This window comes from Caenibius sp. WL, from assembly GCF_019803445.1.
GTDB lineage: Bacteria > Pseudomonadota > Alphaproteobacteria > Sphingomonadales > Sphingomonadaceae > Caenibius.
The window spans coordinates 187,142-210,586 of sequence record NZ_CP081844.1 but is presented as its reverse complement, the minus strand read 5'-3'; the positions used below and the strand labels follow the sequence as shown (position 1 = coordinate 210,586).

Below are 23,445 nucleotides of genomic sequence, written 5' to 3'. Positions count from 1 at the left end.
CCCGATGCAGCAGATGCACCATCGTGCGAGCGATGCCGCGACGGAAGCGGACGCCGCGGCGCTGGTCGAACGGGCCCGCGCGCTTGGCCCGATGATCGCGGAGCACGCCGCCCGCCATGCCGAAACGCGCCGGGTCGCGCCCGAAGTGATCGCCGCGATCCGCGAAGCGGGGCTGTTCCGCGTGCTCCAGCCGCGGCGGTGGGGCGGCGATGAGCTGCCGCCGCAGGTGTTTGCCGATGTGCAGTTCGAACTGGGCCGGGCGGATATGTCGACCGGCTGGGTCTATGGCGTGCTCGGCTGCCACAATTTCCAGATGGGGCTGTTCGACGAACAGGCGCAGATCGATGTCTGGGGGGATAACGACGCGGCGATGATCGCCTCCACTTTCCAGCCCGGCGGTATCGCCACACCGGTGCCGGGCGGCTATCGCTTCAGCGGGCAATGGAAATTCGCCTCAGGCTGCGATCATGCCGACTGGGTGTTTCTGGGCGGGATGCTGGACGGCGAATTCCTCACCTGCCTGCTGCCGCGCGATCAGTATCAAATCGTCGATAGCTGGCACGTGTCGGGCCTCCGGGGCACGGGCAGCCAGGATATCCTGGTCGATGACGTGGTCATTCCCGAACACCGCGTTCACCGCAGTTCGGACGGTTTCCGCTGCGACAGCCCCGGCAACCGGGTGAACACCGGCTGGCTTTATCGCCTGCCGTTCCATCAGGTGTTCATCCGCGCGATCACCGGTTCGGCCATCGGTGCGTTGCAGGGCATGATCGATGCTTTTTCAGCCTATGCGCGGACGCGGACCAGCGTGGTTGCGGGGGCGACGGTCAAGGACCCCGATGCCTTGCTGGCGCTGGGGCAGGCCGTGGTCACGGTGGACGAACTGCGCTGCGTCGCCCGGCGCAATTTCGCCGCGCTCGAAGTCTGGGCCCGGCAGGGGGTGCCGCCTCCGTTCGAAGAACGGCTGCTGTACAAGTATCAGGCGGCGGCGGTGACCGACCGCTGCCTGGTGGCGGCGCGGGCGCTGTTCGAAAACGCCGGGGGCACCGGGCTGTTCGACCAGTATCCCTTCGCCCGGATTCTGAACGATCTGATCGCCGCGCGCCAGCACGCGGCGGCGCAATACCGGCTGGCTGGGCGCAGCCTCGGCGCGGTCAGCCTGGGGCAGGATGTCAACGAATGGTATCTGTGACCGGCCCCTGCGCGGGGAGATCGGCGGGCAGATCGCCCAGAAACGGCAGGCCGCGCGCCAGTGCGGCGATCATGCCGCCCTTGGTGCGCACGTTCAGCTTGTCGTAGATCGATTCCAGATGGAACCGCAGCGTGGTATGGCGGATGCCGAGCCTGTCGGGCAGAGCTGACAGTTCCACCCCGCGCAGCACCTGCTGCGCGATTCGCGCTTCGGCCGGGGTGAAATCGTACAGCGCGCGCAAGGCGGGCCGGAGATCGCGGTCGGCGCTCCGGCCATCGTCGCAATAGAGCATGGCATAGCGCCGTTGCAGGCGGAACGGCGCGGTTTCGATCGTCAGCGATTTGACCCCCACATGGCAGACAGGCGCGCCCGATGCGGACACCAGCCGCGCCGCGCCCACATGGCAGGCGGGATCGGCCACCGGCATCTGCAGGGCCTGATGCAGCAAGGCTTGCAGCTTCTGCGCGCCGTTCCAGTCGTCGGCCGCGACCGTCTGCCCGGTAAAGCGGATCACGCCGCTGCCTAGAATGCGTTCCGCATGGGCGTTGAGCGGGCGGAACCCGGTGGCCCCGCCGACCAGCACCAGCCCGACTCCGAAATCGGCGATCAGATCGGTCGCCAGCCCGGAAAACTGGTTTGCCCCGACCATGCCGATATGCAGGCGCAGCGCGCGGGACAGGTGGCGGGCAACGGTGCGGATGCGGGCCTGATCGTCGCGCGTGTAGGGCGGCTGGGTGCTGGAGCGGGCGGCATGGAACAGGACCTGCTGCCCCTGTTCCGCCTCCAGCGCGCAGGTGATGCTGCGCGAGACGGAATAGCGCTCCAACAGGTTCTGAAACCGGTTCGGCAGGCCCAGGCTCTTGTAATTGTTGCGGATCATGATCTGGCCGGGGGCCAGGGCGTAGCTGATCACTTCATCGGTATCGCGGTTTTCCCATTCGTGGATGGCGCCCCCGTCGGTCTGCGCGCCCGCTGCCATGAAACGGGATTCCGCCGGTTTCCGGGCGACGCCGAATTCAAGCACCGCCGTGCGCGAACGGGTGTACCGGCCCAGCCGGTCCAGCACGTCACGCCAGCCGGCGCCGTGTTCGGCGCCGACCGCATCGTAGATCCGCCCGATCAGCTCATCATGCTGTTGCAGCGTGACGGCCGGTGCGGAATGGCGGCGGCCTTGCTCTCCCATGCGCTGTCTCTCGTTGGCCCGTTCGCCGGGCAGTGGGCGCAGCCTATGGCATTTGCCCGGTCAAGGCCAGCCGGTGCGCGGCGCAGGGCGGCCCCGATCCGCCACCGGGCGCGATTGGTGGCCATTTCACCCAACCGGGCCTGTGGCCCGCCGCCTTGCGTTCGCACTTGCCGATTGATCGAAATAAATATCACGGTGTACACTAATTCATCGCCGCCCGCAGGGCGCGCGAAGGAGAGGGGATTTCATTATGCATACACGATTAAACCTTCGGTTTCTCGTCACCAGCATCATTCTCGCGGTGCTGATCTTTGCCGGCGACGTGGCGTTCCACGCGATGGCCGTGCCTAACCTGTACGAAGGCTACCCCCAGCGCCCGGCCGAGGAGATGAGCGCGCTCTTCCCCTTCCTGTTCCTGACCTATCTGGTGCAGATCACCATGTTCCTGTGGCTGTATCTGCGGCTCTATCCGCAGCGGGGCATCGGCCGTGCGGTCTGGTGGGGCCTGTGGGGCGGGCTGTTCGTGGTGCTGCCCAACATGCAGTTCTTCGTCGGCATCGCCGGGACGACCTGGACGCTGCTGTGGGCGCAGGTGGTGGAAGCCATCGTGCTGCTGATCATTGCCGCGGTGCTGTTCGATCTCGTCTATCCGCGTACGGCGGCGCAGAGCGGACAGAGCTTGGGCTGACCGGCGGGATTTCCGGCCGCAAGGCAGGAACGCCGTAAAGCAGGAGAAGGGCCGGTGCCATTCGTTGCACCGGCCCTTTCCCGTCAGACCACGTCGACGAGGACGATTTCGCTATCCTCGGTTGCAGTGACCCGCAAAACATCGAGATCGCTGATCGCCGCGCCGTCGCGCGCGTTGACGCGCACGCCCTCTATCTCCACCGCGCCGGTGGCGGGCACGAGATAGCCCTTGCGATCCTTGCCCAGCGGGTATTCGGCGGTCTCTCCGGCCTTGAGCGTCGCGCCCACGACCCGTGCATCGGTCCTGATCGGCAGCGCGTCGCCGTCATTGCCGTAGCCCGATGCGAGCGTCACGAACTGGCCGGACCGGTCCCCCTTGGGGAAGGGTTTCGCGCCCCAGCTCGGCGCTTCGCCGTCGCGGGTGGGAATGATCCAGATCTGGAAGATCTTCGTGGTCACATCCTCCAGATTGTATTCCGAATGGCGGATGCCGGTGCCCGCGCTCATCACCTGCACATCGCCCGCTTCGGTGCGGCCTTTGTTGCCCAGACTGTCCTGGTGCGTGATCGCGCCTTCGCGGACATAAGTGATGATTTCCATGTCCCGGTGGGGATGCGGGGGAAAGCCGGTCTGCGGTGCGATGGCATCGTCGTTCCACACCCGCAGGTTGCCCCAGTGGATGCGGTCCGGATCGTGATAGCCGGCGAACGAGAAATGATGATGGGCATCGAGCCAGCCATGATTGGCCGCGCCAAGGCTGGCGAAAGGACGAAGTTCGATCATTGTCGGTCTCCTTGGAGGGCCCCGGTGGGCCCATGGTTGCCCTCTATATAGGGCTTGCCGCACCTTCTGCTCAGTGAGATAATTTGCACTGAAACATTCGAGAAAATGGAAAAGATGGGCAGTCCTGGAACGCGGCCTTTCGATCGGTTCGTTGAACCGGGGCCACGATGCGAATTGCCGGGGCCGAGGGATATCTGATCCGCCTGCCAGCGGGAAAGACGCTTTCCTACAGGCGCGAAATATGGCTTGTCCTGCGCGATGATGCGGTATGCGATCCGGCCCCTGCCTGTTGCCCGGCCATGGTTCGATCCTTGGCGTGGTCGGCATTCGGCTGATGTCCCGGTATCATTGTACCGGCGTGGAAAGTCACACCCATGCATGGCGGCTGCAATCCGTACGGGGGTATCGCCTGCGCCGCAACACATTGTAATCCCATGGCGTTATGGGGCTGTGGCTATATCCGATGATCGGCGCGGCGCGGCCATGGCGCGCGCACTTTCAGGCCGTTCTGCGTCAACCCGTCACGCCGGGCGGAAGCGGCGATGACCATGCTGGTGGACCGGCTCGACTCCGTGGTCCGCCACGCGCTCGCCGGGCAGGCGCGCCGCCCGCTGGTGCTGGGCCTGTGCGGGGCGCAGGGCAGCGGCAAATCGACGCTGGCCGCCGCGCTTTCCCGCCGCCTGGCTGAGGCCGGGGTGACGGTCGCGGTGCTGTCGCTCGACGATCTCTATCGCACTCTTGCGGAGCGGGAGGCGCTGGCGCGCACGGTGCATCCCCTGCTGCGCACGCGCGGGGTGCCGGGCACACACGATATCGCGCTGGGGCTGGCGGTGATCGCCGCGCTGGAACGGGGGGAGACGGCGGCGCTGCCCCGGTTCGACAAGGCGCGGGACGACCGCATGCCCCGCGCCGGCTGGCCCCACGCGCCCGCAGGCACGCAGGTGCTGGTGCTCGAAGGATGGTGCGTGGGCGCATTGCCACAGGCGCCGGCCGCGCTGGCCGAACCGGTCAACGCACTCGAACGGCGGGAAGACGCGCAGGGCCTGTGGCGCGGCTACGTCAACCGGGCGCTGGCCGGCGATTATCAGCGCCTGTTCGCGCGGATCGATGTCCTGGTGTTTCTGGCCGCGCCCGATTTCGCCACGGTCTATGACTGGCGCAAGCAGCAGGAGGACGCACTGCGCATGCGTGTGGGGGATGATGCGCCGGGCGTGATGGCGGATGCGGCGCTGGCGCGGTTCGTCCAGCATTACGAACGGCTGACGCGCCATATGCTGGCGGACATGTCGGGCCGCGCGGATATGGTGGTGGAACTGAGCGAAGACCGCTGCGTGAAGCGGATTGCGCTGCGGGAAGGGTAAGTGGAAAAAAGGCTGGGGGCAGGCTGCGGCCCGCCCCCAAAGCCGATCAGAACGAGAAGCCCACGTCGATGCCATAAGTGGCCGGATCGCCGTAGGAAATCGCCTGAGTCGGATATCCCGCGAGGATCGAGCCCGAACCGATCACGAAACCGGGATAGCGCTTGTCGAAGACGTTCTTGCCCCACAGGCCGATGGTCACGTTCTGGCCGTTGCCGCGATCGATCGAATAGGAAAGCCGCGCATCGACGATACCGTAGCTCTTGTTGATCGGCGCATCGCGGCCCATCGGCACGGAGGGGCCATCGCCCGCCGTGGTATAGACCTTGTCTTTCCAGGTGTAGGCCACGTTGGCCGACAGTTCGCCGGGGCCGACTTCGCCGAAGTTCATATCCGCCGACAGGCGCACGCTGTGCTTGGGCGTGAACGGGAGGACGAAGTAGCCCGAGATATCGTCACCCACCTGGATATTGTGATTACCGCTGATGAGCGGGTCGAAGATCGAACCTTCCGGCGCCTTCACCCCACGGATTTTCGAAGTGGTGTAGGAATAGTTGGCCTGCAGCGTCAGCCCTGCGAACGGGACGGCGGTGATATCGGCTTCAATGCCTTTCACCGTGGCCTTGCCCGCGTTGAAAGTATCGGCGAGCGAAGCGTCAAACCTGTCGGCCGAAATGTTGAGCTGAAGATCCTTGTACTTGGCGATATAGCCAGCCAAGTTCACGCGCAGGCGGCGGTCCAGCAGATCGGATTTGAAGCCGATTTCGTAGCTGGTCACCGATTCCGGATTGTAGGTGCGGGTGAAGGTCGGCGACGCTTCGTTCGAACCGCCCGCCTTGTAGCCGGTGACGACCTTGGCATAGAGCGAGGTGTTGTCCGTCGGGCGATAGCCCAGCGTGAAGGACGGGTTGAACTTCTTGCTCTTGACGTCGGTCGCGCCGTACACCGAGTACGGACCGGAATAAGAACCAGGCCCGTAGAGACCGCGGTAAACCAGTGGCGAAACCTCGCCGGCGAACATGGTCACGCTGCGAACGCGCTGTGCCGTACGCTTGTCGGAGGTGTAGCGCGCGCCGACCGTCAGGTCGAGCTTGCCGTCGGCGAAATCCGGGGTCCAGGTGACCTGACCGAAAGCGGCCTTGGACGTGGACTTGGCCGTGGTGTAGCGGTCGACCAGCATCGCTTGGGGAAGTTCTGTCTCCGGATCGATGCCCAGCCCAATATCCACGGTTTCGAAATGGTTCGACTTTTCGTGGAAGTAATAGAGGCCCAGTACATATTTGATCTGGTCGCCAACATTGCCGACCGCCTGGAATTCCTGCGTGTAGGTCTTCGACTTGATCTTATCCACGGCATAGAATGGGGCGAGGAACGCCTCGGTATAGTCCTGATATGTGCTGTAGTTGATATGGCGATAGGCGCTGAGCGAACGCAGCGTCAGGCTGTCCGAAACCCGGAATTCGCCGATCAGCGTGTGCCCGTCCGACTTCACGTGGCTGTAAGGCAGGTAGACCGGGCGATAGGAGCGCTTGGCATCGGCTGTGTAGCCGGGGAACAGCATGGGCGCGAAATCGCTTTCGGTGACATAGCGGACCGGCGTGGTCCGCTGGTTGGCGTAGTCGCCCGAATAGTCGATCGTGATATCGTCGGTCGGCTCGAACCGCACGGCGCCGCGGAAGGCGTACTTGCGGTCAGAGTGGAAATCGTGCGCATCGGGCACGCCGGCCGTATCCTTGGCGTTCTTCGCCCAGCCGTCGCGGTTGCTGTAAAGCCCGGTCAGCTTGACGGAGAACGGGCCGAAAGCGGGCAGGTTGAGATTGGCCAGCGCGCGGCGATAGCCGTAGTTGCCCAGCGAAAGCTGGCCGGTGACGCCCAGTTCGCCGGTCGGCTTCTTGGTGATGATGTTGACCGCGCCGCCGGTGGTGTTGCGGCCATAAAGCGTGCCCTGCGGGCCGCGCAGCACTTCGACGCGTTCCACGTCGGCAAGGTCGAACGTCGATGCCTGCGGGCGCGACTGGTAGATCCCGTCGACATAGAGGCCGACGCCGCCATCGGAAGTGATGATGTTCGGATCGCCCACGCCCTGCCCGCGCATATAGAGCACCAGCGTGGTGGACGAACTGGGATAGGGCGCGAAATACAGGCTGGGGGTGGCCTGGACCACGCCGGTGATGTCCTTGATGCCGGCGGTTTGCAGCGCCTGCGCGGTCAGCGCGGTGATCGCGATCGGCGTGCGCTGGAGGTTTTCCTCGCGCTTCTGCGCGGTGACGACGATTTCCTCGATCCCGCCGCTGGGGGCAACGGGCGCCGGGGCGGGGGCTTCCTGCGCCAGCGCCGGGGCTGCGATCATCATCGATGCGAGTATCGTGCCGGAAAGCAGAGTGTGTGCACGTATCATGGTAAAGAATCCTCCGTGAACCATCGAAACCGCCGGCACGTTTTCGTGCTTGGAATCGGCGGGTTCGGGTGGGCGGCTCCCTATCATAACGCCGGGCGGCGTGTCCCGGTCTTTTGGCAGGACGCGTGCGGTCGCCGCGCAGGTGTTGCAGCGGAACTACGCCCCCCTTTCGGGACCCTTTCAGGTGGGGTGAGAGTCATCGCACGGCTTTCGAAAGCGGCATCGTCTGGCGTGGTGGTGAGCGTGCGATATTCGTCCATCCCATGCGGCCACTGGGTGACGTTGAGGCCGCTCTGCGCGCGGTAATACCCCTGCACACCGGCGTTCCACGCCGGAATCGCGGCGATATCGCGCTGCAATTTTTCATTATAGGAATCAAGCTTTTCAGGCCGGACATCGATCCACGCCAGCCGCTCTTCCTCCATCCGGCGGATATGACGCAGGGCATACCCGACCTGGCATTCGATATTGTGCAGGATCGAGCCGTTGTTGGTGTTGGGGCCATAGAGCATGAAGAGATTGGGAAAGCCCGAAACGGTGATCCCGAGGTAGGCCCGCGCCCCTTCCGCCCACACTTCGCGCAATGCGCGGCCGCCGCGTCCGGTAACCGGAATGGCCGAAAGGAACCGCGTGGTCTGAAAACCAGTGGCCAGAATCAACAAATCGGCCATATGCCTGACGCCATCGGCGGTGACGACGGCATCGGGTTCGACGGCGGCGATGGCTTCGGCAACCAGGCGGACATTGGCGCGGTTGAACGCGGGATACCAATCGCTGGAGACCAACGGGCGCTTGCCGCCGAATGCGAAATCGGGGGCGAGGCGGCGGCGCGTTTCGGCATCGGCGACCAGCGCGGCGTTTTCGGCGCAGTCCCGCTCCGCCTGTTCGAGCAGCGCGGTGTCCTTCATCTTGCACATCGCATCGACCCAGCCATAGACTTGCGCCCGTTCGGCCTGGAGGCGGGCGGGATCGGCCATCGCGGCCTGTTCTTCCGGCGTGTAATCGGCCTCGCGCCCGCGCACGTGATTGGGCGTGCGCTGGAACACGGTCAGTTCGCCCGCAATGGGGGCGATTTCGGGCACCAGTTGCACCGCGCTCGCCGCGCTGCCGATCACCGCGATCCGGCGCCCTTCCAGCGGCAGGTCATGCCGCCACTGGGCCGAATGCATCACCGGGCCGGAAAAGCGTTCCAGCCCCGGAAGCGCGGGAATGTTCGGTTCGTTGAACAGACCGACCGCGCTGATCAGCACTTCGGCTTCCAGCGTTTGGCCATTGTCCAGCGTGACGCGCCACAGGTTTCCCGCATCGTCCCAATCGGCCCCGATGATGCGGGTGTTCAGCCGCAGATGCGGAGCGAGCCCGTGCGTGTCGGCCAGTTCCTCCAGATAGGAGAGGATTTCGGGCTGGGTGGCGTAGCGCGATTCCCAATCTGGTTTCTGCGCGAACGAGAAGGAATAAAGCACCGAGGGCACATCGCAGCGGCAGCCGGGATAAGTGTTGCGCCGCCAGGTGCCGCCCACGCCATCGGTCTGTTCGACAATGGTGAACGCGTCATGCCCGGCTTCCTTGAGCTTGATCCCCGCACAAATGCCGCCGGGCCCGGCGCCGATAATCACGATCCGTTTCATCGTTCCGCTTTCGCCTTCTTCATCCTGTCCGCCGGTTGCGATTCCCGGCGTCGTTCCCATTGCCGCGCATAGGGGACCAGAATTGCGGCCCTGTCACGCGATTAGTGCGCCACCCCCGGGGCGCCTCAACCGCGTTGCAAAAGTTAGAGCGCGCTCTAGAACTGCGTCAAACGGGATCGCATAGAAGCGCGAAATCCGGCCCAAAGGGGAGAGGCACAGGCATGGCAATCCGTCCGTTCACGATCGATATTCCGCAATCCCGGCTAGACTGGATCGCCCGCCGCTTGGACGAGGCGGAATGGCCCGATCCGGCGGAGGGTGAAGCGTGGGCCTATGGCGCGAGCACGGCGGCGATGCGCGATCTCGTTGCCCATTGGCGCGGGTCCTACGATTGGCGTGCGCGGGAAGCGGCGATGAACCGGTTTCCGCATTTTCTCGTCGATGTGGAAGTCGATGGGGTGGCCTATACCGTCCATTGCCTCCATGTCGTGGGCAAGGGGCCCGATCCCAAACCGGTGCTGATCACCCACGGCTGGCCGGGCTCGTTCGTCGAATTCCTCGATATCGTCGATCCTCTGACCGATCCGGCCGCGCACGGCGGCGATGCGGCCGATGCGCTGACGCTCGTGATCCCGTCGCTGATCGGCTACGGCTTTTCCTCCAAACCAGCCAGGCCGATCGGCCCGCGCACGATTGCCCGCGCGTTCGACCAGGCGATGCGGCAGCTCGGCTATCTCCGCTATATCGCGCAGGGCGGGGACTGGGGCTCGTCCGTTTCCGGCTGGCTCGGCTACGAAGCGGAAGGATGCGAGGCGATCCACCTGAATTTCACGTTCGGCTGGACCCGCCCCGACGCGCAGCCCGAAACCGAGGAGGAAATCGCCGCCGCCGCCAATCTTGGTGGCATCTGGCAAAGAGAAGGCGGCTACATGGCGATCCAGTCGACCAAGCCGCAATCGCTCGCATTTGCGATGGCGGACAATCCGCTGGGCGTGGCGGCCTGGATTCTGGAAAAATTCCAGGGCTGGTCGCAATTGCCGGATGGCGATCTCTGGGCCGTCTATTCGCGCGATCATGTGCTCGACAACATCATGGTCTATCTGGTGACGGGCACGTTCGGCACGGCGGCGTGGCTTTATCGCGGCGTGTTCGACGAACCGGTGCCCGCTGGCGCGCGGGTGGAAAAGCCGGTGGCGGTGGCGAATTTCCCTGGCGAGATGGCGCGCTTCCCCCGCTCCACGGTGGAGAAAAGCTACAATGTCGTGCGTTGGGTGGACATGCCGCGCGGCGGGCACTTCGCGGCGATGGAACAGCCCGCACTGTTCGCCGACGAACTGCGCGCTTTCGTGCGCAGCCTGCGCTGACGGAGCCGCGCTGGTCAGCCCCCGGTGCCGGGCGGAACCCCCAGTTCGGATAGCAGCCGTTCGCGCAGCGCTTCGAACGCTGGGCCGCCCGCCTTGCGCGGATGGGGCAGGGGCACCCGCGCGTCGAACCCGATCCGTCCTTCCTTCAGCACCAGCACGCGATCGGCCAGCAGGATCGCTTCTTCCACGTCATGCGTGACAAGCAGCGTTGCGGGGCCATGCGCGCGGGCGAGATCGTGGATCAGCCGTTGCATTTTCATCCGGGTGAGAGCGTCGAGCGCGGCGAAGGGTTCGTCCAGCAGCAACAGCTTCGGTTCGCGCACCAGCGCGCGGGCGAGCGCGGCCCGCTGCGCTTCCCCGCCCGACAGTGTGGCGGGCCAGGCATCGGCGCGGTGGGCCAGGCCGACTTCGGCCAGCGCCCGCTCCGCCCGCGTGCGCGATGCCGCCGCGCCGCTAAGGCCGATGACCACGTTCTTCCAGACTTTCATCGCCTGCACCAGGCGCGGTTCCTGAAACACCACGGTGCGCGCTTCGGGCACCCAGGCCTGCCCGGTGTCGGGCGCGTCGAGCCCGGCGAGAATGCGCAGCAGCGTGGTTTTCCCGCTGCCCGATGCGCCCAGCAGCGCGACGAATTCGCCGCCGCGCACCGAGAGGTTGAGCCGGTCGAGCACCGCGGCGTCCGCAAAGATCCGCGAGACTTCCTCTATCCGCACCGCTTCGGGATGCGCGGCGAAGCTGTCGGCAAAGGCTGGGCGCGCCGGGCGGGCAAGCGGTTTATAGGACAGGACGGTGGACATGGTTTAACCTTCCAGAAACTCAACGAACGGCGAGATGGGCGCGCCACGGCATGAACAGCCGTTCGAGCGTGCGGACGATGAGATCGGCGCTGAGGCCGAGCACGGCATAGATCGCGATGCAGATCAGGATCACGTCGACCTGCTGGTAGAGCTGCGCGGCGTTGAGCAGGTAGCCGAGACCGGCAGAGGCATTGATCTGTTCCGCCGCGATCAGCACCAGCACCGACACGCCGAGCGCTATGCGCAAGCCGGTGAATATCTGCGGCAGCGCCAGCGGCAACACCACTTCGCGCACCAGACGCGGGCCGGAAAGGCCGAAACTGCGCATCGCCTCGATCACTTTGCGGTCGACATTGCGCACCCCCGCATAAGCGTTGAGATACATCGGAAACAGCGTTGCCAAGGCGATCAGCAGCAGCTTGGGCGTCTCCCCGATCCCGAACCACACGATGAACAGCGGCACCAGCGCGAGGAAGGGAATGGTGCGCAGCATTTGCAGCGCGGCGTCGAACAGTTCTTCCCCCAGCCGCGAGAGCCCCGCCGCGATGCCGAGAGCAAGGCCCACGACGATGCCCGCCGCACCGCCCGCCAGAGCCCGGCCGAGAGAAACGCCGAGTTGGCCGAGGAGGTTCTGATCGGCCCATAGTTGCCGGAACCCTTCGGCGAGCGCCGGGGGCGAAGGCAGGATCGAGGGATCGACCCAGCCCGCCGTGGTCGCCATCGCCCAGATCGCGACGATCGCCAGCGGCCCCAGCGCCCGCCTGCCGAGCGCGAAACGGGCGGAGTATCCTTTGCCCCGCCGCACGACCGGCTGCACCAGCGGCACAGCCTCGGGCGTGGGGACGGGAATCGGGGTGGCGGCATTCATCGGTTATCCTCCACGCGCTGGATCAGCGGGTTGAACCGGGTGTCGAAAATCGCGCCTGCATCCAGCCGATTGCGGATCAGACCCTCCTTGTGGAACAGGTCCGCTTCCTGCTGGTGCGCGGCGATCACCGTCCCGTCGATGGGGGCGAACACGGATGGCGTTCGCTCGATAATCCGCTGCGCGATCCTGGGGTCGGTGCGGTAGATCTTGGCCAGCGCGGGTGCGGCTTGCGCCGCATGCGCATTCTGCCACAAGTTGGCCCGCGCCAGCCGGACGACGAGATCGCCGATGGCTTTCGCCCGTTTGGGATCGGCCAGCGCCTTGTCCGATGCGACGACATAGCCGAAGCCCGGCGTCACCGGCGGCCCGCCGGGGGCGAGCACACGGACTTTCCTGGTTTCGAGCATCTGGGTGAGGAACGGTTCGTTCACCGTCTGCGCATTGGCTGCGCCCTTGTCGAGCAGGCTGGTGCCGAGGCTGGTGACTTCCAGCGTCTTCACATCGTTCAGCCCCAGGCCCGCCTGCGCCAGTTGCCGCGCCAGCATGTATTGCAGCACCGTGCCGCTGCGCACCGCCACGGCCTTGCCCTTGAGATCGGCAACCGAGCGGAGCGGCGAATCCGGCAGCACCACCAGCGCGTAGGCGAACCCCTGCCGCTCGCCCGGTTTATCGGAAGGGCGGGACACGCCCACGACCTTGACCGGGCTGCCCGCCGCCTGCGCGAAGACCAGCGGCGTTTCCGCCATCCATCCTACGTCGAGCGAACCGCCCGTCTGCGCGGCGATGATCGGCGGCCCGGCGGTGAAATTCGACCACTGGATGGTGTAATCACCGGGCTGGCCTTCTCCGGCGCTGTCGAGCGTGGCCTTGATCACGCCCAGTTGATCCCCCACGCGCAGGACCACTTTGCCATCGGCCCCCTGTGGAGCGCCGGCGCCGCAGGCGGCCAGCGCGAGCAGCGCGCCTGCCGCGAGGACGCGGGTGACGGTCCGTCGAACGCTCATGGTTGATAAGCCTTGAAATCGGGCAGGATCACGCCGACTTCCGCGGCGTAGCGGTCCCATGCCTGTTGCAGCCGCTGGAACAGGGCCGGGTCCGCCGTGCTCAAGTCCCGGGTTTCGCCCGGATCGCGGGCGATGTTGAACAGCTTCCACTGGCCATCGCCGATGTCGGTGATTTTCCAGTCGCCCTGCCGCAGCGCGCGCGAACCGAACAGTTCGACGCCATAGGCATCGTTCGGCCCATAGACATGATCCGCCTTGCCGGTGAGATAGGGCACCCAGCTCTTGCCCCGGATCGGCTCCACATCCCTGCCCTGAAACCGGCCCTTGGGCTGCGGCAGGCGGGCGAGATCGAGGAACGTGGGCAGCACGTCGGCCACGGAAAGGAACGCGCCCGCCACGGGTTTGCGCTGGCCCAGCCCCTTGCCGGTGAGGAACGAGACCGCGCGGGTGCCGCCTTCGCTGGCATAGGCCTTGTAGCGCCACGACGGCGCGGTTGCCGCCTGTGCCCAGCCGGGGCCATAGGCGACGAAGGATGTGGCCTTGCCGCGATTGGCGAAAGAGTTGTCCGCCGCATCGGCAAGGCTTTTGAAGCCCGCCACTTTGGGGCTGGTGAAATCGACGCCTTCCGCGCCGTTGTCCGCCAGGAACAGGATCACGGTGTTGTCGTATTCGCCCGTTTCCTTGAGAGTCTGGATCACCCGGCCAACGTTCTGGTCCAGCCGGTCGACCATCGCGGCATAGATTTCCATATCGCGCGCGGCGGTGCGCTTGTCCTCGGCGGAAAGCTGGTCCCAATGGCCCTTGGGCAGATCGGGTTCGTGCGGGATCACCGCCGGATCGAGCAGGCCGAGTTCGACCTGCCGTTGGAGCCGTTCGCGCCGCAGCACGTCGAAGCCCGCATCGTAGCGGCCGCGATATTTGGCGATATCTTCCGGCCGGGCCTGCAACGGCCAGTGCGGTGCGGTGAAAGCGAGATAGGCGAAGAACGGCTTGGCCCCGTCCTTGCCGGCCTTGGTCCCTCTCAACTGTTCGATCAGCTTGGTGGCGAACGTGTCGGAAGAATAGAAATCGTCAGGCAACCTGGCCAGCGTGTGCCCGTCTTCGGTGTAAGTCGCGCCGAAAGCCCGGGCATCCGCCGCGGGGTCTTGCGTCAGACCGAGGCCGAAATGGTTGTGCCCGCCTTGCAGCAGCGCGAAAGTGTGCTGGAAGCCGCGCGCATGCGGGTCCTGCTCCGGCGTCAGGCCAAGGTGCCACTTGCCGGCCATCAGCGTGCGATAACCGCCAGCCTGCAACAGTTCGGGCAGCGCCGCGACTTTCGTGGACAGATAACCTTCATGCCCCGGCTTGCCGCGCTGGTTGGGGGCAAGCGCTTCGGCCATCGTGCCCAGCCCCGCGCGGTGGTTGTCCGTCCCCGCCATCAGCGTGGCGCGGGTGGGCGAACAGGTCGGTGCGGTGTGGAAGCTGGTGAAGCGCACCCCGTTGGCGGCCAGCGCATCCAGATTTGGCGTGGCGATTTCGCCGCCGAACGCGCCGATATCGGAATAGCCGAGATCATCGGCCACGATGACGAGGAAATTGGGCCTTTCGGCTTCCTTGGCCTGCACTGCGCCGGAGAGGGCGCCGGAAAGGGCGGTGGCAGCGGCAAGGGAAAGAAGCAAATGGCGCATCGCGTGGAAACTCCAGAAAGGAAAAGGCGGAAAAAGAGCGGCCGCGAACCCCGCCGGGTGGCTCGCGGCCGCTTGCAGGCGGGGACGTTACTCAGCCGCCTGCAGGGCAGGTTCCGTGGCCGGGGTGATGGCGCGGCTGCGGCGTCCGTCGATGGCGATGGGCACATCGCCCGCCACGGTCGCGCGGCGCAGGGTCCGGCGCTGGAGGCCGAAATCGGCAATCGCACGATGCTGGGTCGAACGATTGTCCCAGATCGCCACGTCATGGGCGCGCCAGCGCCAGCGTACGGTGTTTTCCGGTTTGGTGATGTGGTCCTGAAGGATTGCGAGCAGGCGCTGCGAATCCGCCGCGTTCAACCCGACGAACTTCTTCACGAAATGGCCGACCAGCAGGGCCCGCTCGCCCGATTCCGGGTGAACCCGCACCACCGGATGTTCGGTTTCGTAAACGGTGGAGGCAAAGACCGATTTGTGCTGCTGCACCCGCTCCGCCGGGGCGTTGGCGAAAGCACCGGCATAATCGTAATCGTTGGTGTGGACGGCCCACAGCCCATCGACCAGCGTTTTCAGGCCATCGGGCAGTTCTTCGTAGGCGGTCACCCCGTTGGCCCACAGCGTATCGCCGCCTGCCTGCGGCACGGTGATGGCGCGCAGGATTGAAGCTTCGGGATAGGCAGGGACGAAGGTTACATCGGTGTGCCAACTCGACGCAGCGTATCCCTCGCGCGAATCCAGTTCAAGCAGGAAGCGCGAGCCTTCCGCCACCGGCACAGTCGGGTGGGCGACCGGCTGGCCGATCCGTTCGGCGAAGGCCTCCTGCGCGGCATCGTCGAGGCTGGTCTGATCGCGGAAGAAGATCACCTTGTGGCGGACCAGCGCGGCGCGGATCGCGGCCACCGTTATCTCGTCGAGATCCCCCGACAGCTGGATGCCGCGGATTTCCGCGCCGATCCGCCCGGCTGCGGGCACGATATCCAGCGGGCTGTCGGCTTCGCTGGCATTGACGAAATCATGGGTAAGGGCAGTCATGGCAGTTCTCCTTTCAGTGGGATAGGTCAAAGCCGGGTGCGCAGGGTTGCGCCGATGGTGCGCGGTTCGCCGATCAGCGCGGTGATCGAACCTTGCGCGGTGGGGCTGAGCGTCTGGAAATAATCCTTGTTCGTCAGGTTCTTGACCCAAACGGACACATCCCAGCGGGCGTCGGCGTCACGAATGCCGATCCGCGCGTTGACCAGCCCGTAGCCGGGCACATCGGCGTAGCGCGAATTGCTGGATGAGGTGTTGAAGGACGAACGGTGCGAGTAATCGGCATGGCCGTACAACTCGATCGAGCGGCCCTGCCATTCGCCCAGCGGCTGGGCGAGGTCGGCCCCCAGCGCATAAGTGAACTTCGGCACACCGGGCAGTTGCTCACCCGAAAGATCCTGTACCGCGCTTTGGTTCAACCGCTCCGGCGCTTGCGGGGCGTTGGTGTAGGAAAGGTATTTCGCATCGGTGTAGGATGCCGAAGCGGTGAAGTTGATCAGTCGCGTGGGCGCCCAGGTCAGGTCCGCATCCACCCCACGCGAACGCACTTTGGGGATATTGGCGATATACTGGATGAAGCGGACCGTGTTGGGCAGCTGTTCGGTGATCGCGGTCTGGTAGTCCGTAATTTCGGTCCAGTAGCCCGCCAGATTGAACGTCACCTGCCGGTCGAACAACTGGCTTTTGAGGCCGATTTCATAGCTGTCCACCCGTTCCGGGGCGACAGTGGGGCTGACCCCGGCGGGCAATTGCGCCAGATTCAGCCCGCCCGATTTGTTGCCGCGCGAATAGGTCGCGTAGAGCAGCACATCGGGCGTGATCTTGTAGCCGAGCGAGACAAGACCCGAGAGGCTGTTGTCGCTGAACCGGGTGGAGAAGCTGGTTACCGGGGCATAGCCCGCGCGGATCGCCGCCGCCGCCGCGGCAAGATCGGGCGGCAGCGTGGCCAGGTCCACACCCCCGGCATGATACTGGGTGTAGGCGCCTTGCTTCTTCTCATGCGTGAAGCGCAGGCCCGCCGTCAGGCTCAGCCGGGGGGAGATGTTCCAGCTCGCCTGCCCGAACGCGGCATAGCTTTTCGTTTCGGGGGTGGACGTGGACTGCGCCTCGAACCCGTTCAGCGCGGCATTGGCGATGGCGGCCGGGGTTGTCGGCAGGAACCAGTTGGGTGCCGCCGCGCCATAGGCGGTGGCGCCGTAGCCTCGGATGATCTGCCAGAAGTAGTAACCGCCCACGACCCAGTCGATGGTGTTCTTGCCGTTGGAAGCGAGGCGGATTTCCTGGCTGAACTGGCGCTGGCGGTTGACCTGCTGCGCTTTGGTGATGACCGGCAGCGCCGTGCTGTCGCCATCGTTCGCCGGGTCCCAGTCCCACCAGCGATAGGCGGTGATGGAGGTCAGCGCGACTTTGCCCAGATCCCAGTTGATTTCGCCCGAAAGGCCATAGCCTTTCATGTTCGATTGGTAATGGCTGTCGGCATCGCCGATGCGGGCAAAGGGATCGCGTGACGCGGGCGTATATCCAGCCCGCGCGGTGCGGATGGCGAAGCTTTCCGGGATCGGCGTGCCGTCGTCGTACCTGTCGAATGTCCCGGCCAGCACGTTCAGCACATGGTTCTGCTTCTGGCGGGAGAAATCGCCGATCAGGCGGAGAGTCAGGCGGTCGGTCGGCTTGGCCAGCAACTGCCCGCGAACGGTGAAGTTGTCATAGTCCTGGGCCTTGGCGTCCTGCGCCTTGTTGTAGAGGAACCCGTCGCGGTGGGTGTCGGCCACGCTGAGGCGGAAAGCCAGCTTGTCAGCGATCAGCGGCGCCGAGATCGAGCCGCGCACCTGATGATAGCCATAGTCGCCGATCGTTGCCTCGCCGGAAAATTCGGGTTCGAAGCTGGGCAGGCGCGACGTGATGTTGACCGCCCCGGCGGTGGTGTTCTTGCCGAACAGCGTGCCCTGCGGGCCGCGCAGGATTTCGATCTGGCTGAGATCGACGAGATCGAACTGCGATTGGCCGACGCGCCCGAAATAGACGTTGTCGATATAGATACCGACGCCGTTCTCCAGTCCGTCGTTGGTCAGCGCGACATTGGAGCCGAGACCGCGAATGTTGATGTTGGTGTTGCGCGGGTTGAAGCTGAACACCTGTAGCGAGGGAACCTGCTGCTGAACCTGTTGCAGCGTATAATCGCCGCGTCGCTCAATCGCGTCCGCGCTCAGCGTGGTGATCGCGATCGGCACATCCTGAACGTTTTCCTCGCGGCGGCGCGAAGCGGTGACGATGATGGCATCGGCGCTCCATGCATCGGAGGCGGTGTTCTCGGCGGTGTCGGCGATTTGCGTGGCCTCCGCGCTGTTGGTAGCGGCTGCATGGGCAGCAGCCGGGATGCCCAGCAGCATGGCCGCGCCGGTCAGCAAGGGCCAGCGTCGCAGTTTCGCGCGGGGAGCCGAAATGGGATAAATAGTGTTATTTTTCATGATATTGTTGGAACCCTGAACCTCTTGTGGAGGAGAAAGCGTGGCGGCGTGGGGCGGGCGTTCGGGGCCTGCCGGAACCTGTTCAGGACGCGGCGCCGCATGCCCGGCAGCCATCGAACACGAGGCCGACACGGGGGATGCGGCGCGCGGATATGCGCCGTGAAGCAGGCTCCGGCAGGCGAACCGCCCCGGCCGCCGGTGGTGTGTGTTGAAAGCGGGCAGGCGCGGTCCGTCGGTACGGCTCCGCAGGGAAGGCATGGCGGATGCGGCTGCCGGTCTGGCAGCGGCCCCGTCAGGCTTCGCTCAGCCCTGTTCTGTCATGGTCATGCGCATCGTATCACCTCATCGGTTGAGGGGAACACGATGCTTGGCGGTGTCGCCTCAGCATCGCGCGCTTTAGCGGTTGGTAACGCGGAGCAAGCTGCATCCCGATCAAAAGCCGCGGATCCCGGTGTTTGCCATCAGCGGGTGGAATCACGCCCTGCTGACAAAACCCTATCTATAAAGTGGGAATATAGTGGTCAAGCAAAGTTTACCTTTGGCCCCTGCAAGCCAGAGCATATTTCCCTCGTTTCGCCGTATATCGCCTCTGTCTTACGGATGGTTCCCTGCCGTGGTGAACATTTCACGCATTTTCGCTTTTTTAATCCCATTCATATAGTAGGTATTTTGGGGTGCAGGATAGAGCCGGGCACCTGTTCGCTGCCCAGCTTGGCGGCCTGTTGCATTTCCAGCGCATATTTTTAGACTCAAGTCTTAGAATTTTCGAATCACATATAACGAGAGGCGGAGAGCGATGGGTATGGCGGCAAATCCGGCAAAAGTGCTGGCGGGCAAAGTGGCGATGATCACCGGAGCCAGCCGAGGTATCGGGGCGGCGATCGCGCGGCGGTTTGCGGCGGAAGGCGCGGCGGTGGCGATTGTTGCCCGCACCGCCGAACCGGGCGGCAAGCTGGCGGGATCGCTGCGGGAAACGGCGGAACTGATCCGCGCAGCGGGCGGGCAATGCCACATGATCCAGGCCGATCTGGCCGATCCCGAAAGCCGTGCGCGGATCGTCCCTGAAACGATCGCGCAGTTCGGCCGTCTCGATATTCTGGTCAACAACGCGGCCTGGGCGCGGTTCATGCCCATCTGGGAGGCGAGCCCGCGCCATATGCATCTGGCCTTTCAGATGAACGTGATGGCCCCACACGAACTGTCGCAGCAGGCGTTGCCGCATATGCGCGAACGGGGGCAGGGCTGGATTCTCAACATCGGCAGCATGTCGTCCGGCCTTCCGGGCCCTGCGCCTTATGACCGGGCGGACCGCTTCACCCAATACAACCGCGAAGGGGGTGTCACCGTGTACGGCACGTCCAAGGCGGCGATGAACCGGTTGACGGCGGGCTGGGCCATCGAACTGGCGGGCAGCGGAATCGCGGTCAATGCGCTGGCCCCGGTGGGCGCGGTGGCCAGCGAAGGCGCTCTCGCCGTCGGCAACTGGGACGAACGCGACCATATCGAACCGGTCGAAGCGATGGCCGAAGCCGCGCTGCAATTGTGCTGGCGCCCGGCCGATGCACTGTCGGGCGAAATCATCTGCAGCTTGCCCCTGCTGGAACGCTTGGGTGTCCCCATCCGCACGCTGGCAGGCGATGCGGAGATTGCCGCAGCCTGATCTATTCCGCCTGTTCCGCCACCGCGCGCAGATAATGCGTGCGGCCCGAACGGATCAGGGCGATCCCCAGCGGAATGGCGATGGCCCCGGTCAGGGCGATCGCGTGGCCGACCGCGAGCGTATCGGCAAAGATGTGGTCGGTCGCGAGCGCCACGAGCAATGGCCCGAGCCCGAGCCCCACTGCGTTGTTGACGATCATGTACACCGCCGACACCCGCCCGCGCAGATCCGGCGGAGTCATGAGTTGCAGGGCAGCGGCGGTGACCCCGCTCCACGTCGCGCCGAACACGCTGAACAGCAGCACGCCGGCCAGCGCGATCCCGCGTGTGGGGGCCAGCCCCATGATGAGGCCGGCGATCAGGAAGCACACGGCGATGGCCGGGCCGACGATGAAAGGGGCATCGGGCCGGCCGCGTTTGACCAGGCGATCGTTGAGTGTGCCCGCGGTCAGCGTGCCGATCGTGCCGAAGATGATAGTGGAGAGCCCGATGATCAGGCCGATGATGTGGATCGGCATATGATGGACGCGGATGAGATAGGTCGGTAGCCACGAACCCGCGCCGAAGCCGAACAGCGACAGCAGGCCGAATCCGCCCATGATCGCGGCATAGGCGCGAAACTGGCGGCGAAGCTGGCGGCCGAGCCCGTTTACGTTGCCCGTTTGCGCTGCCGCTAGGGGCTTGCGCCGCGCCGGTTCGCGCACCAGCAGCATCAGCAACGACAGCAGCAGGCCGGGCAGGCCGACGACGATGAAGACCATCTGCCATGGCCGGACATCGCCGATCAGCGGCAGATGGGTGGCCTGGGTGGTCATCGAGGCTTCGATCACATAGCCGCCGATCAACGAAGCCAGGCCGGAGCCGACCACCACCCCGATGCCGAAGACGGACATGGCCCGTGCGAGCTGGTGGGGGCGGAAGTAATCGGTGATCATCGAATAGGCGCCGGGGCCCAGCGTGGCCTCGCCCACGCCGACCCCCATCCGGGCGAGCAGCAACTGGGCGAAATTGCCGGCAAGGCCGCAACTGGCGGTGAACAGCGACCACGCGGCGACACCGATGGAAATCAGCGCCTTGCGTGAAAAGCGATCTGCAATCGCGCCCATGGGCAGGCCCAGTATGGCGAAAAAGAATGCGAAGGCAGGTCCGATCAGGATGCTCATCTGCGTATCGCTCAATTGCAGATCGCGCTTGATGGGTTCAACCATCAGAGCAAGAATCTGCCGGTCGATAAACGAGCAGGCGTAGAGCGCGCTGAGCACGCCCACGGCAAACCAGGCGCGCAGCCCGCCTTTGCTTTGTTGATGATCGGTCATCTCAGTTGACATTGTCTTCATGTCGCTGTGCCCCTCTCGCCCGATCATGATAGTGGCTGCTTCGTCTGTTCTTTTGGCAGCACATTGCCGGGAATAGCAGGCCTATAACGCAAATCAAGAATGACTCCGCTTGTTTCCCATTGCCAACTGTGATCTACAATCGGGTGGAGAGGTTTGTATAAATGACTACCGGGTTGATGATTGACATTGCAACGGCCGGTTGGTGGCAGCACGAGGATGCGCAGGCGGCGCTGGATGGTGCCGCGCGGCTGGCTCCCCTTTGGTCGGTCGAAGACATGGACGCAGCCGGGGTTGCTCTTGCCGATATTCGGGGGATGCTGGCCTATACCGGCGGAATGCCGATCACCCGCGAAGTGATCGCGCGTTTGCCCGCGCTGGAGATCATTGTCGTCAAAGGGGCGGGGACCGATGTCGTCGACGCCGCTGCGGCGGCGGAGCGGGGCATCGTCGTGCGCAATTGCCCCGCCGCCAATACCGAAGATGTCGCCGAACTCGCTTTCGGCCTGTTGCTGGCCGCAGGGCGCGGGATCGTGTCCGCCGATGCCCATATCCGGCAGGGTGAATGGGTGAACGTCACCAGCCGGCGGGTGAGCGGGCGCACGCTAGGCCTGTTCGGCATGGGTAATATCGGGCGCGCGGTGGCGCGGCGGGCGGAAGCTTTCGGTATGCCCGTGCTTTACACTTCGCGGTCATCGCAGGCCGATCTGCCTTATCCATTCGTGTCCGATTTACGGGAACTGGCGGCGCGGGCCGATTGCCTCGTAGTGGCGGCCCCGGCCGTTGCCGAAACCCACCACGCGATCAATCGCGAGGTGCTGGAGGCTCTGGGGCCCCAGGGCGTGCTGGTGAACATCGCCCGCGGCAGTCTGGTGGATGAAGCAGCCCTTATCGCCTGCCTGTCAGACGGGCGGCTGGGTGCGGCGGGGCTGGACGTGTTTGCGGATGAACCGCGCGTACCGGAAGCCTTGCGGGCACTGCCCAATGTCGTGCTCAGCCCGCACAATGGGGCGAACACGCATGAAGCCTTCGCCGCCGTTCTGGCGAAGGCTGTCGCGGCCTTGCGGGAGCATTTCAAACTCGCCCCCTAACGAGCCGCTTGCCGGGAAGAGGAGAATGGCCATGGAAACAGTTTCTGCCGTATCGCGCACCGGCCCCGTGCCGGCGAAGGTCGCCAGCATTCTGCCTGAACAGCAGGAAGGTTTCGTCACTCCCCAGCAGCCGACGATCGAGGAAGAGCGCCTTTCGCGCAAGCAGCGGCTCGCCGCGGCTTATCGCATATTCGGCCGCTTCCGGTTCGACATGGGCGGGGCGGGGCATATCACCGCCCGCGATCCCGAATGGCCGGATCATTTCTGGGTCAATCCCTTCGGTGTGCATTTCACCAAGATTCGGGTGTCGGACCTGATGCTCGTCAATCATCGCGGGGATATCGTGCAGCCGCCCCGGCAAGTGCGGCCATGGCTCAACCGCGCGGCTTTCGCCATTCACAGTCGCCTGCATCTGGCCCGGCCCGATGTGATCGCAGCGGCGCATTCGCATTCGCTGTACGGCAAGGCCTTTTCCAGCCTCGGCACGTTGCTCGAACCGATCAGCCAGGATGCTGCGGCGTTCTACGAAAACCACGTGCTGTTCGACGATTTTACCGGGGTGGTCTACGACACCTCCGAAGGGGATCGGATCGCTGCCGCGTTGGGGGACAAGCCCGCCGCGATCCTGATGAACCACGGGCTGTTGACGGTGGGAGAATCGGTCGAAGCGGCGATCTGGCGCTATCTTTCGATGGAAAACGCCTGCCAGACCCAATTGCTGGCGCAATCGGCGGGGACCATCCGGCCGATGTTGCCCGAAGTGGCGCGGCACACCCGCTCGCAAATCGGTGACGAGTGCACCGCCTATTGCTGTTTCCAGCCCTATTGGGAATGGATCACGGCGGAAGAACCGGACCTGTTCGATTGAACATGCGTGCGGGCACGGCATCGATGATCCGGAATGGAACTCGGCAGGTGGGTGCCCTGCACTGGAATTC

18 protein-coding genes are annotated in these 23,445 nt (G+C 64.9%); 7 read left to right on the top strand and 11 right to left on the bottom strand.

All coding sequences use genetic code 11. The features are described from left to right. The first annotated feature begins 4 nt into the window (after positions 1 to 4). Positions 5 to 1,192, top strand: a complete 1,188-nt coding sequence (locus K5X80_RS01110) for an acyl-CoA dehydrogenase family protein (RefSeq protein ID WP_222559042.1) — start codon at positions 5 to 7, stop codon at positions 1,190 to 1,192. On the opposite strand, the gene K5X80_RS01105 is transcribed toward K5X80_RS01110, so the two are convergent. Continuing rightward, the gene (locus K5X80_RS01105) at positions 1,173 to 2,375 is read right to left on the bottom strand and encodes a helix-turn-helix transcriptional regulator (RefSeq protein WP_222559041.1); all 1,203 of its coding nucleotides are present in this window, start codon (positions 2,373 to 2,375) and stop codon (positions 1,173 to 1,175) included. The two genes, K5X80_RS01110 and K5X80_RS01105, sit on opposite strands and share 20 nt — an antisense overlap. Before the next feature lie 250 nt (positions 2,376 to 2,625). Between K5X80_RS01105 and K5X80_RS01100 the strand changes: the two genes are divergently transcribed. Continuing rightward, entirely contained in the window at positions 2,626 to 3,063 is a 438-nt protein-coding gene (locus tag K5X80_RS01100; RefSeq protein WP_222559040.1) for a hypothetical protein, read from the top strand. An 83-nt stretch (positions 3,064 to 3,146) separates the two neighbouring features. Here the strand turns inward: K5X80_RS01100 and K5X80_RS01095 are convergent, their stop codons facing one another. Continuing rightward, positions 3,147 to 3,845 carry a pirin family protein gene (locus K5X80_RS01095; protein WP_222559039.1) on the bottom strand — a complete coding sequence of 233 codons (699 nt, stop codon included), beginning with the start codon at positions 3,843 to 3,845 and terminating at the stop codon, positions 3,147 to 3,149. Between the two features lie 548 nt (positions 3,846 to 4,393). On the opposite strand from K5X80_RS01095, the gene K5X80_RS01090 reads away from it, so the two are divergent. Then, entirely contained in the window at positions 4,394 to 5,206 is an 813-nt protein-coding gene (locus K5X80_RS01090) for an AAA family ATPase (RefSeq protein ID WP_283249255.1), read from the top strand. A gap of 46 nt (positions 5,207 to 5,252) precedes the next feature. Here the strand turns inward: K5X80_RS01090 and K5X80_RS01085 are convergent, their stop codons facing one another. Both K5X80_RS01085 and K5X80_RS01080 read right to left on the bottom strand, forming a co-directional pair. Then, positions 5,253 to 7,601, bottom strand: a complete 2,349-nt coding sequence (locus K5X80_RS01085) for a TonB-dependent receptor (protein ID WP_222559037.1) — start codon at positions 7,599 to 7,601, stop codon at positions 5,253 to 5,255. Between the two features lie 83 nt (positions 7,602 to 7,684). After that, positions 7,685 to 9,289, bottom strand: coding sequence for a flavin-containing monooxygenase (locus K5X80_RS01080; RefSeq protein ID WP_222559036.1), 1,605 nt, complete (start codon positions 9,287 to 9,289; stop codon positions 7,685 to 7,687). A 161-nt stretch (positions 9,290 to 9,450) separates the two neighbouring features. Between K5X80_RS01080 and K5X80_RS01075 the strand changes: the two genes are divergently transcribed. Next, positions 9,451 to 10,593: an epoxide hydrolase family protein gene (locus K5X80_RS01075; RefSeq protein WP_222559035.1), complete on the top strand. Its 1,143-nt coding sequence runs from the start codon at positions 9,451 to 9,453 to the stop codon at positions 10,591 to 10,593. 14 nt (positions 10,594 to 10,607) lie between these two features. Here K5X80_RS01075 and K5X80_RS01070 read toward each other — a convergent pair whose 3' ends face one another. The 6 genes from K5X80_RS01070 to K5X80_RS01045 form a co-directional block, all read right to left on the bottom strand. After that, a complete protein-coding gene (locus K5X80_RS01070) occupies positions 10,608 to 11,390 on the bottom strand; it encodes an ABC transporter ATP-binding protein (protein ID WP_222559034.1) in 783 nt (260 codons plus the stop codon). A 19-nt stretch (positions 11,391 to 11,409) separates the two neighbouring features. Then, positions 11,410 to 12,258: an ABC transporter permease gene (locus K5X80_RS01065; RefSeq protein WP_222559033.1), complete on the bottom strand. Its 849-nt coding sequence runs from the start codon at positions 12,256 to 12,258 to the stop codon at positions 11,410 to 11,412. Continuing rightward, complete coding sequence (locus K5X80_RS01060; protein ID WP_222559032.1) at positions 12,255 to 13,262, bottom strand: PhnD/SsuA/transferrin family substrate-binding protein; 1,008 nt, start codon at positions 13,260 to 13,262, stop codon at positions 12,255 to 12,257. The genes K5X80_RS01065 and K5X80_RS01060 overlap by 4 nt, the downstream gene beginning before the upstream one ends. Further along, a complete protein-coding gene (locus K5X80_RS01055; RefSeq protein WP_222559031.1) occupies positions 13,259 to 14,929 on the bottom strand; it encodes an arylsulfatase in 1,671 nt (556 codons plus the stop codon). The genes K5X80_RS01060 and K5X80_RS01055 overlap by 4 nt, the downstream gene beginning before the upstream one ends. 87 nt (positions 14,930 to 15,016) lie before the next feature. Beyond that, positions 15,017 to 15,958, bottom strand: coding sequence for a TauD/TfdA dioxygenase family protein (locus K5X80_RS01050; RefSeq protein ID WP_222559030.1), 942 nt, complete (start codon positions 15,956 to 15,958; stop codon positions 15,017 to 15,019). A gap of 26 nt (positions 15,959 to 15,984) precedes the next feature. Further along, on the bottom strand, positions 15,985 to 18,423 hold the full coding sequence (locus K5X80_RS01045; protein WP_222559029.1) for a TonB-dependent receptor: 2,439 nt from the start codon (positions 18,421 to 18,423) through the stop codon (positions 15,985 to 15,987). A gap of 796 nt (positions 18,424 to 19,219) precedes the next feature. Between K5X80_RS01045 and K5X80_RS01040 the strand changes: the two genes are divergently transcribed. Then, positions 19,220 to 20,083, top strand: a complete 864-nt coding sequence (locus K5X80_RS01040) for an SDR family NAD(P)-dependent oxidoreductase (RefSeq protein ID WP_222559028.1) — start codon at positions 19,220 to 19,222, stop codon at positions 20,081 to 20,083. A 1-nt stretch (position 20,084) separates the two neighbouring features. On the opposite strand, the gene K5X80_RS01035 is transcribed toward K5X80_RS01040, so the two are convergent. Beyond that, positions 20,085 to 21,398: a spinster family MFS transporter gene (locus K5X80_RS01035; RefSeq protein ID WP_222559027.1), complete on the bottom strand. Its 1,314-nt coding sequence runs from the start codon at positions 21,396 to 21,398 to the stop codon at positions 20,085 to 20,087. Between the two features lie 197 nt (positions 21,399 to 21,595). Here K5X80_RS01035 and K5X80_RS01030 point away from each other — a divergent pair, with 197 nt between their 5' ends. Continuing rightward, the gene (locus tag K5X80_RS01030) at positions 21,596 to 22,507 is read left to right on the top strand and encodes an NAD(P)-dependent oxidoreductase (RefSeq protein WP_222559026.1); all 912 of its coding nucleotides are present in this window, start codon (positions 21,596 to 21,598) and stop codon (positions 22,505 to 22,507) included. Between the two features lie 31 nt (positions 22,508 to 22,538). Beyond that, on the top strand, positions 22,539 to 23,375 hold the full coding sequence (locus tag K5X80_RS01025; protein WP_222559025.1) for a class II aldolase/adducin family protein: 837 nt from the start codon (positions 22,539 to 22,541) through the stop codon (positions 23,373 to 23,375). The last annotated feature ends 70 nt before the right edge of the window (positions 23,376 to 23,445 follow it).

What these genes read in the sequence shown, in the direction of transcription:
- K5X80_RS01065 (WP_222559033.1), bottom strand. Translation starts at nt 12,258, where the DNA reads ATGAATGCCGCCACCCCGATTCCCGTCCCCACGCCCGAGGCTGTGCCG.
- K5X80_RS01090 (WP_283249255.1), top strand. Translation starts at nt 4,394, where the DNA reads ATGCTGGTGGACCGGCTCGACTCCGTGGTCCGCCACGCGCTCGCCGGG.
- K5X80_RS01085 (WP_222559037.1), bottom strand. Translation starts at nt 7,601, where the DNA reads ATGATACGTGCACACACTCTGCTTTCCGGCACGATACTCGCATCGATG.
- K5X80_RS01045 (WP_222559029.1), bottom strand. Translation starts at nt 18,423, where the DNA reads ATGAAAAATAACACTATTTATCCCATTTCGGCTCCCCGCGCGAAACTG.
- K5X80_RS01105 (WP_222559041.1), bottom strand. Translation starts at nt 2,375, where the DNA reads ATGGGAGAGCAAGGCCGCCGCCATTCCGCACCGGCCGTCACGCTGCAA.
- K5X80_RS01030 (WP_222559026.1), top strand. Translation starts at nt 21,596, where the DNA reads ATGATTGACATTGCAACGGCCGGTTGGTGGCAGCACGAGGATGCGCAG.
- K5X80_RS01110 (WP_222559042.1), top strand. Translation starts at nt 5, where the DNA reads ATGCAGCAGATGCACCATCGTGCGAGCGATGCCGCGACGGAAGCGGAC.
- K5X80_RS01095 (WP_222559039.1), bottom strand. Translation starts at nt 3,845, where the DNA reads ATGATCGAACTTCGTCCTTTCGCCAGCCTTGGCGCGGCCAATCATGGC.
- K5X80_RS01070 (WP_222559034.1), bottom strand. Translation starts at nt 11,390, where the DNA reads ATGTCCACCGTCCTGTCCTATAAACCGCTTGCCCGCCCGGCGCGCCCA.
- K5X80_RS01060 (WP_222559032.1), bottom strand. Translation starts at nt 13,262, where the DNA reads ATGAGCGTTCGACGGACCGTCACCCGCGTCCTCGCGGCAGGCGCGCTG.
- K5X80_RS01080 (WP_222559036.1), bottom strand. Translation starts at nt 9,289, where the DNA reads ATGGGAACGACGCCGGGAATCGCAACCGGCGGACAGGATGAAGAAGGC.
- K5X80_RS01025 (WP_222559025.1), top strand. Translation starts at nt 22,539, where the DNA reads ATGGAAACAGTTTCTGCCGTATCGCGCACCGGCCCCGTGCCGGCGAAG.
- K5X80_RS01050 (WP_222559030.1), bottom strand. Translation starts at nt 15,958, where the DNA reads ATGACTGCCCTTACCCATGATTTCGTCAATGCCAGCGAAGCCGACAGC.
- K5X80_RS01100 (WP_222559040.1), top strand. Translation starts at nt 2,626, where the DNA reads ATGCATACACGATTAAACCTTCGGTTTCTCGTCACCAGCATCATTCTC.
- K5X80_RS01040 (WP_222559028.1), top strand. Translation starts at nt 19,220, where the DNA reads ATGGGTATGGCGGCAAATCCGGCAAAAGTGCTGGCGGGCAAAGTGGCG.
- K5X80_RS01035 (WP_222559027.1), bottom strand. Translation starts at nt 21,398, where the DNA reads ATGACCGATCATCAACAAAGCAAAGGCGGGCTGCGCGCCTGGTTTGCC.
- K5X80_RS01055 (WP_222559031.1), bottom strand. Translation starts at nt 14,929, where the DNA reads ATGCGCCATTTGCTTCTTTCCCTTGCCGCTGCCACCGCCCTTTCCGGC.
- K5X80_RS01075 (WP_222559035.1), top strand. Translation starts at nt 9,451, where the DNA reads ATGGCAATCCGTCCGTTCACGATCGATATTCCGCAATCCCGGCTAGAC.